At 73.4% G+C, this 23030-nt stretch carries 18 protein-coding genes; 5 read left to right on the top strand and 13 right to left on the bottom strand.

Annotated features, from left to right (window positions below; genetic code table 11):
• Positions 1-7 precede the first annotated feature (7 nt).
• From AAW13_RS23385 to AAW13_RS23380, 3 genes are all read left to right on the top strand, one after another.
• Positions 8-622, top strand: coding sequence for a TetR/AcrR family transcriptional regulator (locus tag AAW13_RS23385; RefSeq protein ID WP_046727090.1), 615 nt, complete (start codon positions 8-10; stop codon positions 620-622).
• 251 nt (positions 623-873) lie between these two features.
• The gene (locus tag AAW13_RS47460; protein ID WP_276207598.1) at positions 874-1002 is read left to right on the top strand and encodes a hypothetical protein; all 129 of its coding nucleotides are present in this window, start codon (positions 874-876) and stop codon (positions 1000-1002) included.
• A 93-nt stretch (positions 1003-1095) separates the two neighbouring features.
• Entirely contained in the window at positions 1096-2985 is a 1890-nt protein-coding gene (locus AAW13_RS23380; protein ID WP_079178928.1) for an ABC transporter ATP-binding protein, read from the top strand.
• On the opposite strand, the gene AAW13_RS23375 is transcribed toward AAW13_RS23380, so the two are convergent.
• The 10 genes from AAW13_RS23375 to AAW13_RS23330 all read right to left on the bottom strand — a co-directional run bounded on the left by AAW13_RS23375 (position 2965) and on the right by AAW13_RS23330 (position 16922).
• The gene (locus AAW13_RS23375; RefSeq protein WP_046727091.1) at positions 2965-5091 is read right to left on the bottom strand and encodes a golvesin C-terminal-like domain-containing protein; all 2127 of its coding nucleotides are present in this window, start codon (positions 5089-5091) and stop codon (positions 2965-2967) included. The two genes, AAW13_RS23380 and AAW13_RS23375, sit on opposite strands and share 21 nt — an antisense overlap.
• 212 nt (positions 5092-5303) lie before the next feature.
• Positions 5304-6347: a dihydrodipicolinate synthase family protein gene (locus tag AAW13_RS23370; RefSeq protein ID WP_079178927.1), complete on the bottom strand. Its 1044-nt coding sequence runs from the start codon at positions 6345-6347 to the stop codon at positions 5304-5306.
• Positions 6347-7960 carry an FAD-dependent oxidoreductase gene (locus tag AAW13_RS23365; protein ID WP_046727092.1) on the bottom strand — a complete coding sequence of 538 codons (1614 nt, stop codon included), beginning with the start codon at positions 7958-7960 and terminating at the stop codon, positions 6347-6349. The genes AAW13_RS23370 and AAW13_RS23365 overlap by 1 nt, the downstream gene beginning before the upstream one ends.
• Complete coding sequence (locus tag AAW13_RS23360) at positions 7957-10362, bottom strand: MGH1-like glycoside hydrolase domain-containing protein (RefSeq protein ID WP_052768440.1); 2406 nt, start codon at positions 10360-10362, stop codon at positions 7957-7959. The genes AAW13_RS23365 and AAW13_RS23360 overlap by 4 nt, the downstream gene beginning before the upstream one ends.
• Positions 10359-11387 carry an ATP-binding cassette domain-containing protein gene (locus tag AAW13_RS23355; RefSeq protein WP_052768441.1) on the bottom strand — a complete coding sequence of 343 codons (1029 nt, stop codon included), beginning with the start codon at positions 11385-11387 and terminating at the stop codon, positions 10359-10361. Before AAW13_RS23355 ends, AAW13_RS23360 begins: the two co-directional genes overlap by 4 nt.
• Positions 11384-12415, bottom strand: a complete 1032-nt coding sequence (locus tag AAW13_RS23350; RefSeq protein ID WP_079178926.1) for an ABC transporter ATP-binding protein — start codon at positions 12413-12415, stop codon at positions 11384-11386. The genes AAW13_RS23355 and AAW13_RS23350 overlap by 4 nt, the downstream gene beginning before the upstream one ends.
• The gene (locus AAW13_RS23345) at positions 12412-13950 is read right to left on the bottom strand and encodes an ABC transporter substrate-binding protein (protein WP_046727093.1); all 1539 of its coding nucleotides are present in this window, start codon (positions 13948-13950) and stop codon (positions 12412-12414) included. The genes AAW13_RS23350 and AAW13_RS23345 overlap by 4 nt, the downstream gene beginning before the upstream one ends.
• A gap of 34 nt (positions 13951-13984) precedes the next feature.
• Positions 13985-14899, bottom strand: coding sequence for an ABC transporter permease (locus AAW13_RS23340; protein WP_046727094.1), 915 nt, complete (start codon positions 14897-14899; stop codon positions 13985-13987).
• On the bottom strand, positions 14899-15825 hold the full coding sequence (locus AAW13_RS23335; protein WP_046727095.1) for an ABC transporter permease: 927 nt from the start codon (positions 15823-15825) through the stop codon (positions 14899-14901). The genes AAW13_RS23340 and AAW13_RS23335 overlap by 1 nt, the downstream gene beginning before the upstream one ends.
• Positions 15822-16922: a LacI family DNA-binding transcriptional regulator gene (locus tag AAW13_RS23330; protein WP_052768442.1), complete on the bottom strand. Its 1101-nt coding sequence runs from the start codon at positions 16920-16922 to the stop codon at positions 15822-15824. The genes AAW13_RS23335 and AAW13_RS23330 overlap by 4 nt, the downstream gene beginning before the upstream one ends.
• A 155-nt stretch (positions 16923-17077) precedes the next feature.
• On the opposite strand from AAW13_RS23330, the gene AAW13_RS23325 reads away from it, so the two are divergent.
• The gene (locus tag AAW13_RS23325; protein ID WP_046727096.1) at positions 17078-17956 is read left to right on the top strand and encodes a phytanoyl-CoA dioxygenase family protein; all 879 of its coding nucleotides are present in this window, start codon (positions 17078-17080) and stop codon (positions 17954-17956) included.
• 16 nt (positions 17957-17972) lie between these two features.
• Here the strand turns inward: AAW13_RS23325 and AAW13_RS23320 are convergent, their stop codons facing one another.
• The gene (locus AAW13_RS23320; protein ID WP_338059062.1) at positions 17973-18584 is read right to left on the bottom strand and encodes a VOC family protein; all 612 of its coding nucleotides are present in this window, start codon (positions 18582-18584) and stop codon (positions 17973-17975) included.
• 29 nt (positions 18585-18613) lie between these two features.
• Positions 18614-19372 (bottom strand): SDR family oxidoreductase, encoded by a 759-nt coding sequence (locus tag AAW13_RS23315; RefSeq protein ID WP_046727098.1) that lies wholly within the window; start codon positions 19370-19372, stop codon positions 18614-18616.
• 344 nt (positions 19373-19716) lie between these two features.
• Between AAW13_RS23315 and AAW13_RS23310 the strand changes: the two genes are divergently transcribed.
• Complete coding sequence (locus AAW13_RS23310) at positions 19717-21393, top strand: serine/threonine-protein kinase (protein WP_052768443.1); 1677 nt, start codon at positions 19717-19719, stop codon at positions 21391-21393.
• Here the strand turns inward: AAW13_RS23310 and AAW13_RS23305 are convergent.
• A complete protein-coding gene (locus tag AAW13_RS23305) occupies positions 21386-22921 on the bottom strand; it encodes an MFS transporter (protein WP_046727099.1) in 1536 nt (511 codons plus the stop codon). The two genes, AAW13_RS23310 and AAW13_RS23305, sit on opposite strands and share 8 nt — an antisense overlap.
• Positions 22922-23030: the final 109 nt, after the last annotated feature.

The following is a 23030-nucleotide window of genomic DNA, read 5'->3' as shown; positions in this document are numbered from 1 at the left end:
GGTGAGCATGGCGGAGCGGGGCAGGCCCCGGGGCTTCGACGCGGACGCGGCGCTCGACCGCGCGGTGGAGGTCTTCTGGCGCCAGGGGTACGAGGGTGCGTCGCTGAGCGACCTCACCGACGCCATGGGCATCAACCGCACGAGCATGTACGCGGCGTACGGCAACAAGGAGGAGCTGTTCCGCCGTGCCGTGAACCGGTACGCCGAGGCGGACATGGCCTATGCCCGCGAGGCGCTCACCCGGCCCACGGGGTACGCCGTCATCGCGGCCTTCCTGCACGCCAACGTCGACGCGATCACCCGTGCCGACCGCCCGGCCGGTTGCCTGTCCGTGCAGGGCGGCCTCGCCGACGGCGGCGACAACGGCCGCGTCGCCGAGTTCCTCGCCGCGAGCCGCCTCACCGGCGAACAGGCACTGGCCGACCGGCTCTCCCGCGCGGTCGCGGAGGGCGACCTGCCCGCAGACACCGATCCGGTCGCACTGGCCCGCTACGTCATGGTCGTCAGCGAGGGCAACGCCGTGCACGCGGCGGCCGGCGCGGAGCGTGCCGCGCTCCACGCCACCGTCGACATCGCCCTGCGCGCCGTCCCCGGCCACGCCGCGGCGGACGCGGACGCCTGACGTTCGGGGGTCCCGTTCCGGGTCCGCCGCGCTTTCCGGGCCACGGGCGCGAAATGCCGCAGGAACTCTCGAACACCGTTCATTTGACGCGGATTTCAGGTTGTGGGTTCGGTAAGGGAATCTCATTGGACGCTCAACTTCCCTGCTGAATGGCCGAACCCCGGCCGCCGTATTTCCGTACGAGCCGCGCTCGATCGCATGTGAGCGGCGTCCGAGACCCGGTCACGGGTCCTGAGATGGGAGGAACGACCGTGTCCTTCGCGAAGATCACACTGGCCAAGAAGGCCAAGAAGAAGGAAGTGGGGTGTGCCGCTAAGGAGGCGCACCACAAGCACCACCACAAGAAGCACCACCGCAAGCACAAGAAGCACGCCAAGTAATTCGACCGCCGGACGGTGCCGGGGCCGGACCGCCTTCCCCTCGGGGGCGGGCGGCACCGGCCCGTCCACGGAGTCAGGGAGTACCGGCCGGTCATGGCTGACGCCGCACCGCTCGACAGGTCCGCCGCGGCGCGCCGCGCCACCCCCGCCGTCACCGTGGCCTCGGCGCGGACGCGTCACGCCCGGCTCTCGCCCTGGGCGGCGTTCCGCACGTTCTGGCCCCTGGTCAGCGGGAATCGTGCCGCCGTACTGGTGTCGGCGCTGCTCCTGGTGGTGTCGGCGGGGTGTGACGCGGGGGCGATCGGGATCGCCGGGCAGCTCACCGACGACGTGCTCGCACCCGGTGACCTCGGCGCCTTCTGGGACCCGGCGGCCCTGTGGCTGGCCCTAGCCGGACTGGGTGCCGTCGCCTCCGCGGCCGGCGGGTATCTGGCGGGGTGGACCAGCGAGCACTTCCTCCTCGGCCTGCGCGACCGGGTCTTCCGGCACCTCCAGCGGTTGCCCCCCGACACCCTGGCCCGCTACGGCACCGGCGACCTGGTCTCCCGTCTGACCGGGGACGTCGAGGCGGTCGAGACGCTGGTGGCCTCCGCGCCCGTGGAACTGCTCACCTCCGCGGTCAGTGCCCTCGTCTTCGCCGTCGCGGCCCTGCGCACGAGCTGGCGGCTGGCCCTGATCACGTTCGCCGCCGCCCCGCTCATCTGGTTCGGCGCGCGGGCGTTCGGCACACTGATGCGCACCGCGACCCGTGCGGAGCGCGACAGCAACGGCCGGCTCGCCTCGCTCCTGGAGGAGAGCCTGGCCAACATGTCCCTGGTACAGGCCTACAGCCGCCAGGAGGCCGAGCGTGCCAAGGTGCATCGTGAGGGACGCACCTGGATGCGGGCCGGACTCCGGCAGATCCGGCTGTCCTCGGTGTACGGCCCGCTCGGCGAACTCCTCGAAACGGTCAGCGTGTTGACCGTCATCGGTGCCGGTGCCTGGCAGATCTCCGTGCACCACCTGAGCACCGGCGGGCTCCTCGCCTTCGCCGCCTACCTCGGCTACCTCCACCCACGTCTTCAGGAACTCGGCGAACTGGTCGTCGGCGCGTCCTCGGCCACCGCCGCCTGCGAACGCCTCGTCGAGGTCCTGCACACCGGTCCCGCGCAGGACCCCACGTCCGGCCGCGAGGCCCTCGCCGCAGCCGCTCCCGCCGCCCCGCCCGTGCCCGTCCGCGGATCCGTCACCTTCGAGGACGTCGGCTTCGGCTACCCGGGCGCCCGCCGTGCCGTGCTGCACCGCGTCCACCTGGAGGTCCCGCCGGGTCTGCTGGTCGCGGTGACCGGCCCGAGCGGCGCGGGCAAGTCCACCCTGGCCGCGCTGCTGCTGCGCTTCCATGAACCGACCCACGGCCGGATCCTGCTCGACGGCCGGGACATCGCCGCGCTCCCGGTCGACGAAGTGCGCGGCCACATCACCCTGTTGCCCCAGGACAGCATGCTCTTCGACGGCACGGTCCGCGAGAACATCACCTTCGGCAGGCCCGACGCCACCGACGCACAGGTACGCGCGGCCGCCGTGGCCGCCGACGCGCACGACTTCGTCACAGCGCTTCCCGACGGCTACGACTCCCCCGTCGGCAGACGCGGCAGTGCTCTCTCGGGCGGTCAGCGGCGCCGCGTCGCGCTGGCCCGGGCCATGCTGCGGACCTCACCGGTACTCGTCCTCGACGAACCCACCACCGGTCTCGACGACTTGGCGACCGCCCGTGTGATGGGACCGTTGCGCCGGCTGACCGCGGGCCGCACCACCTTTCTCATCACCCATGACCTGCGGCTGATCACCCAGGCGGACCTCGTCCTGCACCTCGCCGACGGCACCGCCACCGGGACGGCCACCGGGACGGCCCCGGGCGCCGGCAGCTTCCCGGCCACGGCGGGGGCGGTCGAAGACGGCTTCGGGGCGGCGACGGAGCGGGCGTCAGGACACAGGGCCCAGTAGCCGGACCGCGTCCGCGGCCACCGGGCCGTCGGCGTCGTTCGTCAGCTCGACCGACGTGCCGAGGCCGGCCCGCAGCCGGAACTCCCCGAGCGGCACCCAGGTCCCGCCGCGCGGATCGGTGGTGCCCGCCGACCGCTGGTCGATCCGTACGGTGTCGGTGCCGTCCGCGTGGACGACGGTGTAGGGGGCGTTGCTCGCGCGGCCGGCGGACGGCGGGTAGGACGCCTGGATCTCGTACCGGCCGTCCAGGGGCACGGCGGGCCGCCAGAGCACCTTCCGCTCGCCGGAACCCGCGGGCGCCGTACGGTAGTTGCCCGACCAGTAGCCCGGGTCCGCCGTCGCCGTGGGCCAGCCGCCGCTGACGGTCTCGAAACCCAGCCGGTCGTTGTCCACGACCACTTCCGCGCGTACGTCGGCGGACCCCGGCGCCTCGACCAGGCTGAGCGTGTCCAGGCCGAGCCGGGTTCCGCCGCCCCTGCCGGTCCCCGTCACCGTGCAGCGCAGGGTGTGCCGTCCGGCGCGCAGGCGGGCGCTGCCGAGGTGGGCCAGGTCGAAGCCGTCCGCCGACTGCGCCGTGGTGTCGATCGTGAAGGCGGGCAGTGCGGTGCCGTCCACCGTGACGGTGACCAGGGCACCGTCCGCCGACCGGAAGTACCGGAGTATCGGTTCGTACTCGCCGGCGCGCGGCACGCGGAAGGTGAACTCCACTGAGTCGCCGACCTGTTCGGGGGTGAAGGTCAGGCGCTGGCCGCGGCGGGCGAGCGGGTCGGTGACGGTCTGCGCGGTGCCGGCCGTCACGGTGCGGCCGGCTTCGGCCAGGGCGACGACGGTCTCCCGGTAGTGGGGGCCGTGGCGCAGGCTGTCCCGGCCCCCGGTCAGCCAGTCGAGCGAGAAACGGCAGACGTTCACCCGCTGGGGGACGCTCGCCGAGTCGCCGTCGCAGCCGTAGAGGAGCACGACGGTGCCGTCGGAGAGCCGGGCCAGGTCCGAGTAGAAGGAGCGGTTCTCGTTGACGACCCGCCGGTACCGGTACGAGAAACCCTCGTCGTAGCTGACCGACACCGTCATGTTGCGTCTGACGGGTGAGTCGGGCCGGCTGAACAGGATCCGCCCGGTCGTGTGGCTGCCTGGGCCGCCGGTGAGCCGCAGCAGGCCGGCGTCCACCGCGTTGAACGAGCCGGTGCCGCCGTCGAACGCCGGCGGCGACCAGGTCAGACCGTCGTCCGTGCTGACGGAGACGATGCGCTGTCCCTCACCGCCCGCAGCGGCGCGGCCGTTCACGTACACGCTGCCGTCCGCGCGCTGCACCAGCCGTGCCTCGTTGATCGGGTAGGCGACCTGTACGGGCACTTCGCCGGTCGCCTGCCAGGTGGCGCCGTGGTCGTCGCTGTAGATCGGCGCGACGCCGTAGTAGCGCTGAGCCACGGTGTTGCCGACGATCACCCTGCGGTGCGCGCAGTTGAGCAGCAGGCGCCCGGAGCGCAGCTGGATGCCGTGGCCCGGACCGGGTCCGTGCAGCGCCCAGTTGTAGGGGAAACCGTCGAACAGGCCTGCCAGGTTGCGGACTTCGCCCCAGGTCCGGCCGCTGTCCCGGCTGGAGATCAGGTAGAGGTCGCCCGAGTCGCCCGAGCAGGAGGTGTTCTGCGGCAGCCGGAGCGAGAGCATGTAGAAGAGGAAGACCTCCCGGGTACGGCGGTCCACCACCAGCGCCGGGTTGCCCCAGGACGCGCCGTCCACGGAGGTGACCAGGGTGCGGCTCGCCTCCCAGGTGCGGCCGCCGTCGGTACTGCGGTGCAGCAGCAGATCGCGGGGACCGGCGTCGCACACCTCGTGGCGGCCTTCGCACACGGCCAGGACCGTGTCGTCGGGCAGCACGGCGAGGGCGTGGACGTGGTAGCTGACGAGCGGACCCTCGACGGAGTCCCAGAGCGTCTGCTCGTCGAAGAGGGCGCCGGGCGGACCGGACGCGGGGACCGGCCCGTCGGCCGCGTGCGCCGCGGGGCCGGGGGCCATGGGGGCGAACGCGGCCGTCGCCGAGGCGCCGACGAGGCCCCGGGTGAAGGATCTGCGGTTCATCGCGGTGCGGTGCGGTCCGCTGTCGGGCATGGTGGGACACCCCTTCCGGGCGGTGGTGGGCGGCACGGGCGCGCAATCAGAGGCGGGGTCAGAAGCTCGGCCGGACCCCGGTCAGACGCGTGGTCAGACGCGTGGTCAGACGCGTGGTCAGACTCGTGGTCAGGCCCTTGGCCAGACGCGTAGTCAGACTCGTGGCCGGACCCCTGGTCGGACGCGTAGTCAGGCCCGTGGTCAGACCGTGGTCAAACCCGTGGTCGGGCTCGTACGAGATGTTCGTCGTGAGGGGCGAGCAGTTCGCGCAGCGCTTCGCGCTCCGTGTCGGAGCACGGGACGAGGGGCGCGGCGGTGTACGGCGGGCACAGTCCCCGATCGGCCAGGACAGCCTTCACCGCCGGCACGCCCGGCCGTACCGCGTGCAACGCCAGCAGCTCGTTGAGGAGTTGCTGTGCGCGCCGCGCGTCAGCGTCCCGGCCCTGCCGGTGGGCGCGGTACAGCTCGACGGCGGCCCCGGGCGCCAGGTTGGCCACCCCGAGCACCACCCCGTCGGCCCCCAGTCGCAGTGCGTCCAGCGCCCGCGTCTCCGCGCCCTGGCCGATCCCGAAGTCGTCGCGCCGGCGGGCCGCCGTGAGGGCGTGACGGAACAGTGCGGGGTCGCCCGAGCTGTCCTTGAGGCCCACCAGGTGGGCTAGGTCGGTCAGTTCGTCGAGCAGGGCGGGGGTGAGCGGGTTGCCGTAGCGGGGCGCGTGGTAGGCGACGACGGGGACCCCGAGGCCGGCCAGGGCGGTGTAGTGGGCGAGGATCTCGTCCGGCCGGTGGCGGAAGTAGGTGGGCGGGCTCAGCACCAGCGCGTCGGGTTCGGCGGGCCGGACGGACTCCGCCCTGGCCAGCGCCTCGGCGGTCCCGGGGGCGGTGATGTTGATCAGAACCGGTCCGTCGCCGGTGAGTTCGCGCCAGCGGCGGGCCACGGCCGCGGAGAACGCGCCCAGTTCCGCCGTGGGCAGCAGCGGGCCCTCCCCGTTGCTGCCGAAGAGCATGAGCCCGCGGGCGCCGGCCGCCGCGAGTGCGTCCAGCAGGGGACCCGCGGCCCGGGCCGAGGGATGTCCTGGGCGGTCCATCGGTGTGACCAGGGGGACGATGACACCGGACAGCAGGGCGCGGCCGTCGGTCTGCCCTTTCCCACCGCCGGCGAGGCGCCCTGCCACCGGGCGCCGTCGTCCGGCCGTGGCTTCGTCGTGGCCGGTCGTGCCGTGCTCCACGCCCCTTCGGGTCGTTTCCCGACCGTCCATCAGTACCCCCTGACCTCGGGCCAGGCCAGTTCGACGCCGGCGCGCGTGAGTTCGTCCTGGAAGCGGTGCAGCCAAGCGGGGTCCTCGTACACCTGCTCGGTGTCCAGCCGGTTGTCGAGGCAGAACGCCGCCAGCGTCCCGGCCGCCTCGCCGATGTTCCACTCGACGGGGTGCAGTCGGTAGCAGCCGTTGGTGATGTGCGTGGTGCCGATGTTCTTGCACACCGGCAGCAGGTTGCGCACCCGGACCGGCAGCAGGGCGCCCAGCGGGATCTGGAACGGGCTGCCCGCCACGTCGATGTAGGTGTCGCCGCCGGTGGACGGGTGCAGGTCGATCCGGTACATCCCGATGCCCACGGTGTCCGGGTACCGCACCGCGCCGCGCTCGCCGCGCACCGCGAGGGACAGGTCCTGTTCCACGATCCGGCGCCGGGCGACGATCCGGCGCGACTCACGGATGTACGGCGCCTTGGCCAGCCCGTCGGCCGTGCCCAGCACGTCCCCGCGCAGCCGCAGCCCGGGCCAGCCGGTGCCGCCGTCGGGGCGGGGGGCCTCGGTCTGCAACCAGTAGAGCATGCTCATGCTCAGCTCGCGGGCGCCCGCCAGATGCCGGTCCCGCTCCTCGTCGGCCACCCCGACCAGCGGTCCCGGCAGATAGTCGATCATGGGCCAGTTGACGATGGTCACGTCGCTCGCGGCGAAGCCCGGCCGGTACAGCGTCCTGGAGAACACCCGGCGGAACTCCCACAGTTCCCGGTCTCCGGCGTCCTTGCTCTGGTCGGCGACGACCGGCCCGGAGTCGGGGTTCGGGGTGAAGCCGCGCGGTACGGTCTCGAGCGTCCTCGGGTCGGGTGCGCTCAGGCTCAGCAGCCGGTTCGGCCACTGCGGGGGGTGGTAGGCGGCCCAACGGCCGTACCCGGCGGGGCGGTCGACGGTGTGGTCCTCACCGGCCAGGTGGTCGACGGCGAACACCCAGGAGAACGCCTGCATGTTGGCCGGCTGTGGTTCCTCCGGCGCGCTCGGCTCCCCCGTGTCGTGCCGCGACTCGAAGCCGGTCACGTGCTCGGTGCCGGTCAGCGGCAGCAGGTCGCCGAGTTCGGTGGCGTCCAGGACGTACGAGGCCGCCACCTCCACCCGGGTGCCGTCCGGGCCCTCGACGACCACGGACCGTACCCGGTCGCCGTGCACGGCGGCGGCCACCGGGCGGTGCCGGAGGCGGATCCGCAGCCGCCCGGCGGCCAGGTACGGCGCGACCATGGCTTCCAGGACCGCCGCGGCCACCCTGGGTTCGTGGCACAGCGCGCTCACCCGTCCCTCGCCCGGGTTGAGGTACCGCCGCCGCCTGGCCTCGTCGGTGAGCGGGTACCAGGTCCGGTAGTGGTCGCGGATCGCCTCGCGCAGCGCACGGTAGGTGCGGGTGGCGCCGAACTGCTCGATCCACGCGTGCTCGTCGGGCGGTACGCCCTGGCTGGTGAGCTGACCGCCGATCCAGTCGGTCTCCTCGGTGAGCAGGACCGAACGGCCCCGGTCGAGGACGGCCAGTGCCGCCGCCACACCTCCGAGGCCCCCGCCGACGACGAGGACGTCCGCGGCAGCCGACGTCGGCTCGCTCATGTGCCGCTCCCCTCGGTCGCGTCACCCGTGCCCTCGGCGTCCGGGCCGAGACCGAAGCTCCGGGCGCCGCCGCGCACCTCCCACCGCACGGGCGGGCCACCACCGGGCGGGGTCACCAGCAGGTCGCCGGTGCCCTCGGCGGTTCCGGTGACCCGGTCGCCGGTCCGCCGGTAGGCGTGTACGACGACACCGGGCGCCAGGTCCAGCAACACCCGTCCGTCGAGGCGGACGGTGAGCCGGTCCGCCGCCCGGACGTCGAGGCGGCCCTCGCCGAGCGGCAGGTTGCGCAGTTCGGCCGGCTCGCCCGGGTGGGCGAACCGCCACCCGTCGGGTCGCGCGTCGGCCAGTTCCCCGAAGGCGAGGTAGGCCAGCAGGCCGCCCCAGGCCATCAGTCCGTCCGAACGCTTCTCCAGGCCCGTCAGGTTCTCTCCCTCGACGGCCGGATAGTTCTCCCGGACGTGGCCGTACTCCCGCCACTCGTCGAGGAACAGCCGCAGCAGCGCTCCCACCACCGGCCGGCTGAGCTCGGTCAGCCCGTACCGCCGCAGCCCGCGTACGGCGAGATAGGCCATCGGTGCCCAGATCCGTCCGCGCCAGTAGGTCGCCGCGAAGCCGGGGTCGTCGCGGGCCACGCTGGGCAACGGCCGTGCCCCGCCCAGCACTTCGGGCCGCAGCAGGTCGGCGGCGACGGCGGACGCCCGCCCGGCGTCGGGCAATCCGCCGAGCAGCGCGTACAGCATCGTCGGTGAGACGTGCGGATCGTGGACGCCTGCCGAGGTGAGGTTGCGGTAGCCGCCGCGCGCGCCGTCCCACAGGAGCAGGTCGGCGGCCCTCGCGGCCGTGGCGGCCTCGGCGCGCAGCCGGCCGGCGGTCGCGTCCTCCCCCAGGAGGCCGGCCATCTCCGCCAGGGCCTCGGCGTCGGCGATGTGCAGGGCGTTCAGGCCGACGTCGGCGAGGTCCATGGTGTGGGTGACCGGGTCGTACCGGGCCTCGTCGTACATCGGCGAGTCGTCCAGGCCCGACTCCCGCCTGGCCCGGTCGAGGGTGGCCGAGCCCGGGTCGCCCACGACCGGGTCGGAGCCCCAGGCGAGCAGGCCGTGCGGTCCCCGGCGGGCCCTGGGCCACCAGTCGTGCCAGGCCAGCAGCGCCGGGAAGGTCGCGTGGAGCAGCGCAGTGTCACGGGTCCCGTCCGACAGGCCGCCCGCCAGGTAGGCCTGATGCACCGTCAGCGCGCCGACCGGCGGCTGTGAGCGGTCGTCGGTGCGGCCCCGGTCGTCGGAGACCCGGTTCGGGAGCATGCCGGACCGGTCCGCGTACGGAAGGATCTGGGTGAAGATGCCGCGCGCGTAGTCCCGGTCGACGGCCGAGGCGGCGAGACCGGTGAAGAACGTGTCCCAGGCGTGCAGGGCCCAGGTGCCGTAGAAGCCCTGCCGGGCGGCGCAGACGAAGTCCCTGGAGGTCGGGGTGAGGACCCGGCCGAGATCGGGAGCGTGGACGGTGTTCCAGGTGACGGCCCTGGTGAGGGCGTCGGCGGCGGCACCGAGCCAGCCTCCGGAACGCGGCAGGGTGCGGTCGGCGGCGGCGCGGCCCGCCGCGAGCACGCCACCGGTCTCGGCGACCGTGCCGGGCACACCGGCCGGTGCGATCCGCAGGTCCACGGTTCCGGAACCGGCACCGCGCCCGCCGAACACCAGCAGCAGCTCGTCCGCCGGACCCGCCAGTCGCCGCGCGGGCGCCGAGGCGGTGACCGCCCACCGCATCCCGCCCGCGCACCCGTCCCCGACCACATAGGCACCGACCGCTCCCGACGCCCTTGCCGGCACACCGCTCCCGCCCGGAGCATCCGACGAGCCCACCGTCCCCCCGGCCCCACCAGCCACATCAGCCGACTCCGCCGCCCCCTCGACCCCACCGGGCACACCAGGCAAAACCGCCGACCCACCGACCCCACCGGGCGCACCAGGCAAAACCGTCGACCCACCGATCCCACCGGTCCCGCCGGGCGATTCCGGCGGCGCCCCTGTCCCGACGGATGCGGCCTGGGGGCCGTTCGCGCCGGTCAGGCCTTCCAGTGCCAGTACGAGCCGGCCCGTCGTCTCGGCGCGGACGTGCAGGACGTCACCCGGGCCGCCCGCGAAGAGCAGCCGCAGCCGCCGGCCCGCGGCCCGGACCGTGACCTCGGCGTGGCTGCCGTCCACGGTGTGCGGTCCGAGCCGTTCGAGGCCGTCGCGCCAGGTGAACCCGTCCAGCACCGGGCCGTCGGGGCCGAGGAGGCCGAGCCTCAGCCGCGGTCCGGACGGCAGTCGGCTCATGCCGGTGTGCGTGCGGACGTCCCAGGTGTTCCAGCCGGTCGGCGCGGGTACCGCGGTGGCGGGCCGTGCCGTCGTCCCCTGCTCGCTCATACGGCCACCTCGCCGTCGGCGGTGCCGTCACCCCGCACCGTGCCGTCACCCCACACCGTGCCGTCACCTGGCAGCATGCCGTCACGGGGCACCGTGCCGTCATCCCGCACCGTGCAGTCGCCCCGCACCGTGCCGTCGCCCCGCACCCTGCCGTCGCCCCGCGCCCTGTCGTCGTCCCGCACCGTGCCGTCGTCCCGCACCGTGTCGTCGTCCCGCACCGTGTCGTCGAGGTCGAGGGCCGCGTCCAGCAGTGCCCGGGTGTACGGGTGCCGCGGTGCGGTCAGCACCTCGTCGGTCCGGCCCTCCTCCACGATCACGCCGCGGCTCATCACCGCCACCCGGTCGGCGATCTGGTGGACCACCCCCAGGTCGTGCGAGATGAAGAGCATGGCGAGCCGGTGCCTGCCGCGCAGGTCGGCGAGCAGCCGCAGGATCTGGGCCTGCACCGACACGTCGAGCGCCGACACGGCCTCGTCGCACACCAGCAGCCGGGGTCGTACCGCCAGTGCCCTGGCGATGCTGACCCGCTGGCACTGGCCGCCGGACAGGTCCCCGGCGCGCCGGGACGCCACCTCGGGGTCGAGCCCCATTCCGGCGAGGAGCCGGTGCAGTGCGGCCGTGCGGTCGCCCCGGGGCGCGGTGACCGGGTGGGTGCCCCAGACCTCGGCGATGATCGCGGCGACCGTCATCCGCGGGTTCAGCGACGACCGGGGGTCCTGGAACACCATCTGCACCGCGCGCTGGAGTTCGGGCGGCCGGCGCCCCGCGCGGCCGAGCGGGCGTCCCTCGAAGGTGACCGTGCCGGCGCCGGGGCTGAGCAGCCCGGCCACGCAGCGGGCCACCGTGGTCTTGCCGGAGCCCGACTCGCCGACCAGCCCGAGCGTCTCCTCGGCCGTCACCGTCAGACTCACCCCGTCCACGGCGGCCCGCCCGCCCCGGCGCCCCCTCCCCCGCCCCGCGTAACTGACGCGCAGGTCACGTACGTCGAGCAGCGTGCCCGCGCTCTGGCGCTCCCCTTCGTTCACTCCCCCAGCACCTCCTCGGCGAAGTGGCAGGCGCTCCAGCGTCCCGGCGCCGCCTCCCGTACCTGCGGCGTCTCGTCGCGGCACCGGGCACGGACCAGAGGGCAGCGCGGATGGAACGCGCAGCCGTCCGGCCGGTTCGCCGGTGTCGCCGGGGCGCCGGGCAGCGGCGCGGCCAGTGCGGTCCGGGTCCGGACGGCGGGCACGCTGCGCACCAGGGCCGCGGTGTAGGGGTGGGCGGGCCGACGCAGCGCGGCCCGGGCGGGGCCGCGTTCGCAGACCCGGCCCGCGTACATGACCACGACCTGTTCGGCGACGTGCGACACGACCCGCAGGTCATGGCTGACCAGCAGCATCGCCAGGCCGTCCGCCGCCTGGATGTCCGCAAGCAGCCGCAGGATCCGGGACTGCACGGTGACGTCGAGCGCGGTCGTGGGCTCGTCGGCGAGCAGCAGCTCGGGGTTCCCGGCCAGGGCCATCGCGATCACGGCGCGCTGGCGCAGCCCTCCGGAGAGTTCGTGCGGGTACGCGCGCATCCGCCGTTCGGGCTCGGGTATCCCGGCCCGGTCCAGGAGTTCGGCGGTCCGCCGTCTGACCTCGGCGCGGGGCAGCCGGTCGCGGCGCGGTATCTCGCCGACCTGCCGGCCGATCCGCTGGGTCGGGTTGAGCGCGGCGAGCGGGTCTTGGAAGATCATGGCGATCTCCCGGCCGCGTACCGCGCGGCGCCGTGCCGGGTCGGCGGTGACCAGGTCCTCGCCGTGCCACAGCAGTCGGCCGGTCAGGGTGGCCCCTTCGGGTGGCAGGCCCAGGACGGCGTGCGCGGTCATCGTCTTTCCGCTGCCGGACTCCCCGATCAGTCCCACGGTGGTGGCGCGTGGCACGTCGAAGGAGACGCCGTCCACGGCGCGGACCCGGGTGCCGTGCGGACCCGGCAGTTCCACCGCCAGATCCGCGATCCGCAGGACCGGCCCGTCGGTCCCGGGCGCCGCCTTGCCGGCGCCGTGTCCGCGTGCGGTACCCGCGGCGGTCACGAGCCGCCGGTCCGTACGGTGGCGAAGTCCGGCAGCCCGCTGGCGTCGGGCACGAAACCCGTCAGGTGGCTGTTCCAGGCGTAGGCGATGCTCACCGACATCGGGTACATCCCGACCGCGTCCTGCCAGATGATCCGGCTCGCCTGCCCGTAGAGGTCGGTGCGCCGCTTCTTGTCGGCCGTCGCGCCGGCCGCCGCCAGCACGCCGTCCAGCCGCCTGTTGCAGTAGCCCATCCGCTCGGCCGCGCAGGTGTAGAGGCGGCCGAGGTTGCTGGCCGCGTCGTAGCTGGGGGTGGCGAGCTGCTGGAAGTTGATGTCCCACTTGAGTGCGAGCAGGTCCTCGGTGAAGGCGGCCTGTTCCTTCTCCAGCGGGTCGACACGGACGCCTACCTTCTGGAGGTCGGAGACGACGGCCTGCACGAAGGGCCGGAACTCGGCGTTGGCGAACTGGAGCCGGAGCTTCCTGGTGAAGTCGAAGCCGGCGGCGGTGAGCGCCGCCTTGGCGGCCTTCGGGTCGTAGGTGACGGGCTGTTGCGCCACGTGGCCGAGGACGACACCGGTGACGGGTGCGTCGGCCGGCCTGCCGGTCTCGGGGTAGAGCTCGCGGATGATGGTGCCGAAGTCGACCGCCTGCCAGATCGCCCGGCGCACCTCGGCGTCCTTGAGGGCGGAGACCGAGGAGTTGAACCACATGGTGAACTCGGCGCTGCTGGGCACGGTCCGCACGGTCAGGTCCTTCTGCCCCTTCAGGGCGGCGAGTTGGTCGTCGGGGATGCCCCAGACGACGTCCACCTCGCCGGTGCGCAGTGCGGTCAGCCGGGCCGCGAGTTCGGGGATGTCGCGTATGGTCACCCGGCGCGGCGCGGGCCGGGTGCCCCGGTACTTGCTGTTGGGCACCAGGGCCAGTGACTCGCTCGGGGTGAACGCGGCGACGGTGAACGGGCCTGAGCCGACAGGGTGGTTGAAGAAGGCGGTGTCGTCCTTGCCGACGCCCGTCGGAAGCACGTAGAAGGTGCCGAGTTTGCCGGGGACGGACGCGTCGGGTGCCGGACTGTGCAGGACCACCTCGGTGGCCGAGGTCCTGGTCATCGTGTCGCCGGGGAAGTTGCCCGCGTTGGGTCCGTTCAGCCCGGTCATCCGCTGGAAGGAGGCGACCACGTCGTCGGCGTCGAGCGCGGAACCGTCGGAGAACGTGACGCCGTCACGCAGCGTGAACGTCCAGGCGGTGACGTCCTTGTTGGGCTTCCAGGAGGTGGCGAGGTCGCCCTTGAGCGTGCCGTCCGCGTCGGGTTTCACGAGTCTGCTGAAGATCTCCTGTGCGGCCAGTTGCGTTCCCGTGGAGGCGCCCTGGGCGCCGTGCGGGTCCAGGCTCTCGATCGGGTAGGTGCCGGCGACCGTCACCTCGCCGTCGTCGGCGCCGCCCGTGTCGTCGCCGCCGGTCGTCGTCGTGCAGGCGGCGAGGAGCGCCGCGCCCGCCGTCGCGGTGGTGGCGAGCCGGACCAGCCGGCTCCGCCGTCGCTCACGCGTCCTGGTCATGGTGGTGCTCCTGTCGATCGGGGGTCGGTCGGAGTCAGCCGGTGCGTGCGGAGCTGTGCGTCGTGGGGGTTCGGCCGGGGCGGCCGCGCCCGTAGCGGGCGGTGAGCTGGTCGCCGAGGATGCCGATGGCGACGATGAGGAGGGACAGGGCGATGCCCGGCAGGGTGGCGATCCACCACTGCGTCTCCAGGTACTCCTTGCCGCCCGCGATGGTCTGCCCCCAGGACACGGTCGACGGGGGCAGGCCGATACCGAGGAAGCTGAGCCCGGCCTCCGCCAGCACCACCAGGGCGAACTCGAGGGTGGCGAGGGCGACGACCGGTCCCGCCGTGAACGGGAGCACGTGCCGGGCGAGAATCGTGCGGCCCGGCACGCCCAGCACCCGGGCGGCGTCGACCCAGGGCCGCTCCCGGAGGGAGAGGGCGATGCCGCGGGTGACGCGGGCGAAGCCGATCCAGCCGGTCGCCGAGAGCGCGAGGACGACCAGCAGGGCGCTGCGCTCGAAGGCGCCCGCGATGACGATCGCCAGCAGGATCGCGGGGAACGCCAGCAGGACGTCGAAGATCCGGGCGAGTACGGCGTCGGCGGCGCCGCGGAAGTAACCGGCGACGGCGCCCAGGACGACCCCGACGAGGCCGGAGAGCGTGACGGTGCACGCGCCGATGAGCACCGCGGTCCTGGCCCCGTACGCGATCTGGGCCAGCATGTCCCGGCCGAGTCCGTCGGTGCCCAGCCACGCCGTGTCGCCGGTGGAGGTCCGGGAGCCGGGCGCGAGCAGCCGGTCGGTCAGCGACGTGTGCACCGGGTCGTAGTGGATCAGCAGCGGTCCGACGGCGGCGACCAGCAGGTAGCAGCCGACGACGAGCGCGGGGACGAGGGAGAGGAGCGCGCGCCGCGGCCGTCGTACGGCGGTCGGCGGCCGTTCGACGGTGACGGTGAGGTCGGCCATCAGACGGCTCCCGTCCGGATCCGCGGGTCCAGCTGGGCGACGAGCAGGTCCGCCATCAGGTTGAGCACGACGACGATGCCCGCGATCAGCAGGGTGGCGCCCTGGACGACCGTGTAGTCCCGGTTGGCGACGGCCTCCACCACGAGCGAGCCCAGGCCGGGCCAGGCGAACACGTTCTCGACGATCACGGCGCCCCCGACCAGGGCCCCGACCTGGACACCCACCACGGTCACCACCGGGATCAGGGAGTTGCGCAGGGCGTGCCCGAGCAGTACCTGACGCTCCGTCAGCCCCTTGGAGCGGGCGGTCCTGACGTACTCCTCGCTCATCGTCTCCACCAGGCTCGTCCTGGTCAGCCTGGCGATGATGGCGATGAAGGGGAACGCGAGGGTGACCGCCGGCAGCACCAGGTGCTGGGGCGTGCCCACCCCCGAACTGGGCAGCAGGCGCAGGTTCAGCGCGAAGACCAGCACCAGCATGATGCCGGTCCAGAACGTGGGGAACGACTGGAGGGCGATCGTGCAGGCCGACACCACCCGGTCCAGCAGGCCGCCCGGCCGGCCGCCGGCCAGCATGCCGAGGGTCAGGCCCACGATCACCGCGGTCACGGTGGCCGTGAGGGTGAGGTCGACCGTCGCGGGCAGCCGGTCGAGGACCGCGTCCATGGCGGGCCTGCCGAGCCGGTGCGACTCGCCGAAGTCGAGCCGGCAGACGTCGCCGAGGTAGCTGAGGTACTGCGCGCCGAGCGGCCGGTCGAGGCCGAGCGAGGCACGCAGCCTGACGATCTGGGCATGGTCGGCGTCCGGGCCGAGCAGGACCGTCGCGGGGTCGCCCGGTGCGGCCCGGACGATGAGGAAGATCAGCGAGGCGGCGCCCCACATCACGAAGAGCCCGACGAGCAGCCGGTGCACGATCATCCGGGTCATGGCGCGCGCCTCCGGCCGCCGGCGGGGACCGGGCCGATCGAGTCGCCGGGCACGAAGGCGCAGGGCACCGTCAGCCGGAGCGGTTCGGGGGTGTCCTGGTCGAGCAGTTCGACGAGCAGCCGTACGGCCTCCCCCGCCATCCGGGCGCGGGGCAGTGAGAACCGCGTCCAGTTCCGGGACTCCGGTGTCCAGGACGGCGGATCGCCCAGCAGGGCCAGTGAGCAGTCCTCGGGGAACCGGATCCGTCCGGTGCCGGTCATCGCCGCCAGTGCCGCGGTGAGCCGGTTGCCCTCGGTCGGTTCGACCAGCAGGGCGGTGACGCCCAGCCCGGCCGTCCACTCCGCCAGTTGCCCGGCGGTGAGTTCCGCGGGGTCGGCCAGGCGCCGGACCAGCGTCTCGTCCAGGGGGAGGCCGGCCTCGGCCAGCCCGCGCCGGTACCCCTGCTCGCGGTCCCATGTGGGCTCGCTGTCCTCCAGGGCCCGCAGGTACAGGATCCGCCGGTGGCCGAGTCGTACCAGCTCCGCGACGAGGGCCGCGGTCGCCGCCACGTAGTCGGCGGCCACGTAGGAGAGTCGGGCGCCGTCGACCTCGCGGCGGCCGACGAACACGAACGGGAAGTCCTCCCGGGCCAGCGCGGACAGTTCCGCGCGGCGGACGTTGCGGCCGAGCAGCACGCAACCGTCCGCGATCTTCAGCCGGTTGGCCCCGTCGGCGTAGATCGACCGACCGGAGTCCGGAGCACCGGACGGGCCCCCGCCGGAGCAGAACAGCAGCAGATCGTAGCCCTGGCGGGCGGTCTCCTCCTCCACGCCGAGCAGGAACGGGTAGTAGAAGTCGCGCTGGTCGGTCGGGAACACCGACTCGAAGGTGTAGAGCCCGAGGAGCCGGTTGCGGCCGCCCTTCAGACTGCGTGCGGCGACATTGGCCGCGTAGCCGAGCTCCTCGGCCGCCGCGAGCACGGCCCGCCGGGTCGGTTCCGCGATCTGGGATCCGGCCGCGCCTCCGCTGATCACCAGTGACACGGTCGCCTGGGAGACGCCGGCGCGCCGGGCGATGTCCCGCTGGGTGGTGCGTCTACGCCGTTCGGGAGGGGCCATGAGCACTCCCTAATACGTATTAGCAAGTGCCGAATGACGCTACTCGGACCCGGCGAAACGCGTCAAGAGTTGTGAACCGCCACCGTCCCGACTATTTCTGACGGATGATCTGATACGCGAACGCACCCCGGCATCCCAGCGGGAAGGGGAACCCGATGACCGTCCGCAGCAGTCCGGGGAACGCGGCCGCCGCGGACCTCGCGTCCCGCTTCGACCGGGACGGTTACGCCGTACTGACAGGCGCCCTGACGCCGGACGAGGTGGCGGGGCTGCGCGCGGAGACCGTGCGGATCTGCCGCGGTGACCGGGGTGCCGTCGAGGGGGCGCCGCCGTCGGTCCCGGGCGAGAGCGACGACGACACCGTACGGCGGTTCCTGTGCGTCCACTATCCGCACAAACTGTCCGCGCTCATGCTCGACGCCATGCGCCATCCCGCCGTCGTCGGACCGCTGACGCGGGTGATCGGCCCGGACGTCAAGTCGATGCAGTCCATGCTGTTCGTGAAGTCCGAGGGCCGGCCGGGTCAGGCGTGGCACCAGGACGAGATGTTCATCCCGACCCGGGACCGCTCGCTGACCGCCGCCTGGATCGCCCTCGACGACGCCACCGTCGAGAACGGCTGCCTGTGGGTCCTGCCGGGTTCGCACCGTCCCGGCGTCATCTATCCCAACCGGCAGCACGACGACGCCCGTTACGACTGCACGGCGGAGTCCTACGGCTTCCCGTACGACGAGGCCGACGCCGTGCCCGTGGAGATCGCCGCCGGATCGGTGCTGCTCTTCCACGGCTACCTGCTGCACAGGTCGCTGCCCAACACCGGCCGGCACGGCTTCAGGCGGGCCCTGGTCAACCACTACATGAGCGCCTCGTCGCTGCTCCCCTGGGCACCTCCCGGCGCCGAAGTGCCCATGGCCCAGGCGGACTTCCGGGACATCGTGCTGGTCGCCGGCCGGGACCCGTACGCCTACAAGGGCACCGCCGACATCCGCATCCCCCGGGTGCGGCGGGACCGGTCCGGGGGCTGCGACAGGTGAGCGCGGGGCACGGCCGCTACGTGGGCGGTTCCGTCCCGGCCTGCTCGGACACCAGGTACCGCGCGTACCAGTCGGGCCAGTCCGGGTCCTCCGCGCCGGTGCGGGCCTCGTGCTCGCCGTGTGCCGCCGCGGCCCGGCGCAGCGCGCCCGCCAGGTCATCGGCCGAGGCGAACGAGGTGGTCGCGGGATCCAGCCGGCCGGGGAGTCTGGCGGTGATCTCCTGGAGGAGCCAGCCGTTGCCGTCCGGGTCGCTGAACGACAGGAAGGAGCCGTAGCTGCCGCGTTCCGGGTCGGGACCGGGCACGCGGGCGTCGGTGCCCGCGTGGTGGAAGACGCCACCGGCGTCGTGGAACACGTCGCTCGGGTCGGCGCCGTTGCGCGCCAGTTCGTCGTGGGCGGCCTCGATGTCGGCGACGATCAGATGGAGGCCGCGGGCCGACCCCGGAGGCTGCTCGGTGACCTCGCTGCCGAAGATGACGGACGCCGGGGAACCGGGAGGGGTCACCTGCACCACCCTGAAGTCGCCGTCGGTGGCGACGTCCGCGTCGAGCCGCCAGCCCAGCGCCGTGTAGAAGTCCTTGGCCCGGTCGACGTCGGACACCGGCACCACGACGACCTCGAGTTTCATGTCCATTGTCCGTGCCTCCCGCGGAGCCGTCAGTGGGCGACGAGTTGCTGGCCGCCGTCGATGTCGTAGGTCGCGCCGGTGAGGGCGCCGTTGAGCATGATGTGCAGGGCGAGAGCGGCGACGTCCGCCGGTCCGACCACCCGTCCGATGGGCAGCGATCTCCTCAACTGCTCGCGCCTCGCCTCCAGTTCGTCACCGAGGAGCGCGGCGGACAGTGGCGTGTCGACGAACCCGGCCGCGATCAGGTTGACCCGGACCGGGGCGACCTCCAGGGCCAGGTTGGCGGTCAGGGCGGGCAGTGCGGCGGTGAGCGCGCCGGTCACGGCCATTCCGGGGGCGGGCCGCCGGCCGCCGGTGCCGCCGACGAACAGCAGCGTTCCCCCGGCCCTGACCCGGTCGCGGCTCGCCCGTGCCACCGCCAGCATCATCGCGATGCGGCCGCCGAAGTCCTGGGCCGCCTCGGTCAGGTCCAGTTCGTCGAGGGGGGTGTACGACGGACTGCCCGCCGTGACCATCACGTGGTCGACGCGGCCCGGCAGTTCACCGAGGAAGCGTTCCAGGCGCTCGGTGTCGCGGGCGTCGAACACGGCCGTGCCCAGCGGCCTCAGCTCGTCCGCGGCCTGCACCAGACGCTCGGCGTTGCGGGCCGTGAGCACCACGTCACCCCCGTTCGCCCGCACTTGCCGTGCGGTCTCCAGGCCCATCCCGGCGCTGCCGCCCACCAAGACGACCGTCTGCCCGGCAAGTGCGCCGGGCGCACCGTCGGTTCCTGCCCCGGTCCCGCTCACGGAAGGTCACCACCATCCGGATCCTGGTCCCTGCCGGTTGCTTCCCCGATGCCGACGCACAGGCCGGCCACGGCGTCGTGGCCCTGTCCGTGACCCGGACGGCCGCCGATTCGGGGCCGCGCGTCGCACGACGCCGACGCCGACGCCGACGCCGAACCCAGTCTGTCACTCAGCCGGGCGAACGGCATCCGGGACCTGCGGGGTACGGCCCTGTGCCGGGCCGAACCTCGCCAACTGATATGAATACCTCACCGCAGGCCATGTCCACGCGGATGCCGACGGGGGGCTCCGCTTGCCGGTGGCGGCCTGCCCGGTCGCGACGCGCTCACCGCCCGGAGACGTTCATGAGAAGTCTCGATCCCACGGATCCGTCCGCCGTCGGCGGCTACCCTCTGCTGGCCCGGCTGGGCGCCGGCGGCATGGGGCAGGTCTTCCTCTCCCGGACGTCCTCGGGACGCCCCCTGGCACTGAAGACCGTACGGAGCGAACTCGCCGTGGACCCGGGGTTCGAGGCGCGGTTCGCCCGGGAGATCGCCAGCAGCGACCGGGTCCGTTCGCCGTGGACGGTGACGGTGGTCGACCACAGCCCGCCGGGACAGCGGCCGCAGTGGCTGGCCACCGAGTTCGTCGCGGCGCCGTCGCTCGCCGAGTGGGTGGAGCGACACGGTCCGCTCCCCACGCCGGCCGTGCGCGCCCTGGGTGCCGAACTCGCCGAGGGGCTGCGGGCCGTGCACCGGGCGGGACTCGCGCACCGGGACGTGAAGCCGTCGAACGTGCTGCTCGCCCGCCGGCACCCGCTGCTCATCGACTTCGGTATCGCCCGGGCGGCCGACGACACCCGCCACACCCGCACCGGCGGTGTCATCGGCTCCCCCGGCTACATGGCACCCGAGCAGGTGACGGGCGGCACCTCGGCGGCACCGGGCGACGTGTTCGCGCTGGCCGCGGTACTGGTGTACGCGGCCACCGGGCAGGGCCCGTTCCTGCACCCGGGCGAGGAACCCTCGGCGGCCCGGTTGCTCTACCGGATCGTGCACGAGGAGCCCCGGCTCGACGACGTACCGCCGGCCCTCGCCCCGGTGCTGGCCGCCTGCCTCGACAAGTCGCCGGAGGCCCGCCCCACGGCACAGGAGTTGCCGGACCTGCTGGCCCCCGCCGCCGCGGGACCCACGGAATGGGCCACCGCCCTCCCGGCCGGCCTGACGGAGGACCTCGCGGCACGGGAGGCCGAGCTGCGGACCCTGCTCGACGCCCGGACCGCCACCGTGACACCACCGGCCACCACCGCACCACAAGGGTTCGGCCCCCCGCGGCCACCGCATCCCGCGCCGTCGGCAGCCGCGTACGGCACGCCACCGCCCCCGTACGGAACGCCACCGGCGGTCCACGATGGGCTGTCCGGTACCGGTCGGGGGTCCGGGGGCGTGCCGTCCGCCGCCGGTGGCGGGCGCCGGGCGCGGGGCCGTACCGCGGTGGTGGCGGCCGGTGCGTCGGCCGCCGTGGTGGCCGTCGCCGTCGCCGTCGTCGTGGCTGCCCCGTGGGGTGGGGACGGCGACGGGCCGGCCGGGGACCGCACCTCGCCGCCGGCGACGTCCTCCCCGTCCGCGTCCCGCCCGGCGGCGGACGCGCTGCCCGCGTCATGGGTGGGCACCTGGAAGGGCACCGGCCCCGGCAGCACCGCGGGCGACGGCGTGTTCAACGCCCGTACGACGGGCGTGTCCGTCACCCTCACCCTGCACACGGCGCGCCGCGGCGAGAACGTGGGGCGGCAGGTCAGCCATGTGACCGAGGCGGGCAGCGGCGCCGACATCGGCTGCACCGAGACACTGCGGCTGCGGGAGACCCACGGGACGACCATGGTCTTCGAAGCGGTCACCAGCACGCCCTCGGACCCCTCCACCGGTGTGGTGTGCGGGGCCGGCAACCTCTACACGCTGACGAAGCAGGGGGCCGCCCTGGTGCTCGGCGACGAGGGCAGTCAGACCGCCGGATCGCCGTCCCGGCTGGGGCGCGTCACCTGACGGACGTCTTCCGGACGGAGGCCGCGTACAGCTCCTTCGACGTGGTGATCAGCTCGCGCTGCTCCGCGCGGGAACCGACCATCGGGCGGGACCCGTTGAGCGGGACCTGCGCGCTCTCGGGCAGGAACCGCACGGTCACCAGGCCGATCGCACCGGCCAGCATCAGGTAGTAGGCGGGCATCAGGTCGTCACCGGTGACGTTGACGAGCGCCTCGGTCACCAAAGGTGTGGTCCCGCCGAAGGCCGCGACCGCGATGTTGAAGCCGATGCCCATCGCGGCGTAGCGGACGGCCGTCGGGAAGAGCGCGGGCAGGGTGGCGGCGCTCGGGGCGGCGAAACAGGCCAGCAGGGTCGAGAGGATCAGCACGCCGAGGACGGGCGGCCAGGTGCCGTCGGCCTTGATGAGCTGGAAGGAGGGCACCGCGAGCAGGATCATGGCGGCCGCGGAGACGCCGTAGACGGGACGCCGTCCGATCCGGTCGCTCAGTCGGCCGATGAAGGTGATCAGTACGACGATCCAGACCATGCCGACCAGCACCTGGAGGTCGGCTGAGCCGCTGGAGCGGTGCAGGGTCTCCGTCTGGTACGTCGGCAGGAACCCGGTGACCATGTAGTTGGTGACGTTGTACAGCAGCACCAGGCCCATGCAGATCAGCAGCGGCCGCCAGTGCCGGGTGACGATGCCCTTCAGCTCGCCGCCCGCCGACTCCTGGGCGAGTTCCCTCTCGTGCTCGTCCAGTTGCTGCTGGAAGGCCGGGGACTCCTCCAGCTTGAGCCGCATGTAGAGACCGATGACGCCCAGCGGACCGGCGATCAGGAACGGCAGCCGCCAGCCCCAGGTGAGCATCTGCGTGTCGGTGAGGAGCAGGTTCAGCACGGTGACCAGGGCGGAGCCGAGGGCGTAGCCGACGAAGGTGCCGAAGTCGAGCCAGCTGGAGAGGAAGCCGCGGCGCCGGTCGGGTGAGTACTCCGCGACGAACGTGGTGGCGCCGCCGTACTCGCCGCCGGTGGAGAAGCCCTGCACCATCCGGGCGAGGAGCAGCAGGATCGGGGCGGCGATGCCGATCGTGGCATAGCTGGGGATGAGCCCGATGGCGAAGGTGCCGAGCGCCATCATGATCATGGTGGTGGCGAGCACCTTCTGCCGGCCGACCCGGTCGCCGAGCGGGCCGAAGACGAGCCCGCCGAGGGGCCGTACGACGAAGGCGGCGGCGAAGGTGGCGAAGGAGGAGATGACCTGGGCGCCGGGGGACGCGCCGGGGAAGAAGACCTTGCCGATGGTGGCGGCGAGGTAGCTGTAGACGCCGAAGTCGAACCACTCCATGCAGTTGCCGAGCGCCGAGGCGCCCACCGCGCGCCGCAGCAGCGGCCGTTCGACGACCTGTACGTCGTCCGCGCGGAACGCCCGCCTGTTCCGGCGCAGTCGGCGCCCGAGCTCGTCGCGGACCTGCCGGGGCAGTTCGGCGACCGGCGTCGGGTGCTTGACCGGTCCGGGACCGGGGATTTTGTCGGATGTCGTTTCGGCCATGCCGCTGCCCCCTTCCACTGTCGGGAGCTCGATGTTTCGCTCCAGCGAATTCCGTGCCGGGCGTGAAGGACCCGCACGGCAGTCTGCTGCCCCGGAACGGCGATGCCAC

Origin of the sequence: Streptomyces humi (assembly GCF_001005085.2) — a bacterium.
Lineage (GTDB): Bacteria > Actinomycetota > Actinomycetes > Streptomycetales > Streptomycetaceae > Streptomyces > Streptomyces humi.
The sequence above is the reverse complement of the archived record's forward strand: the minus strand, read 5'-3'. Positions and strand labels throughout refer to the sequence as shown.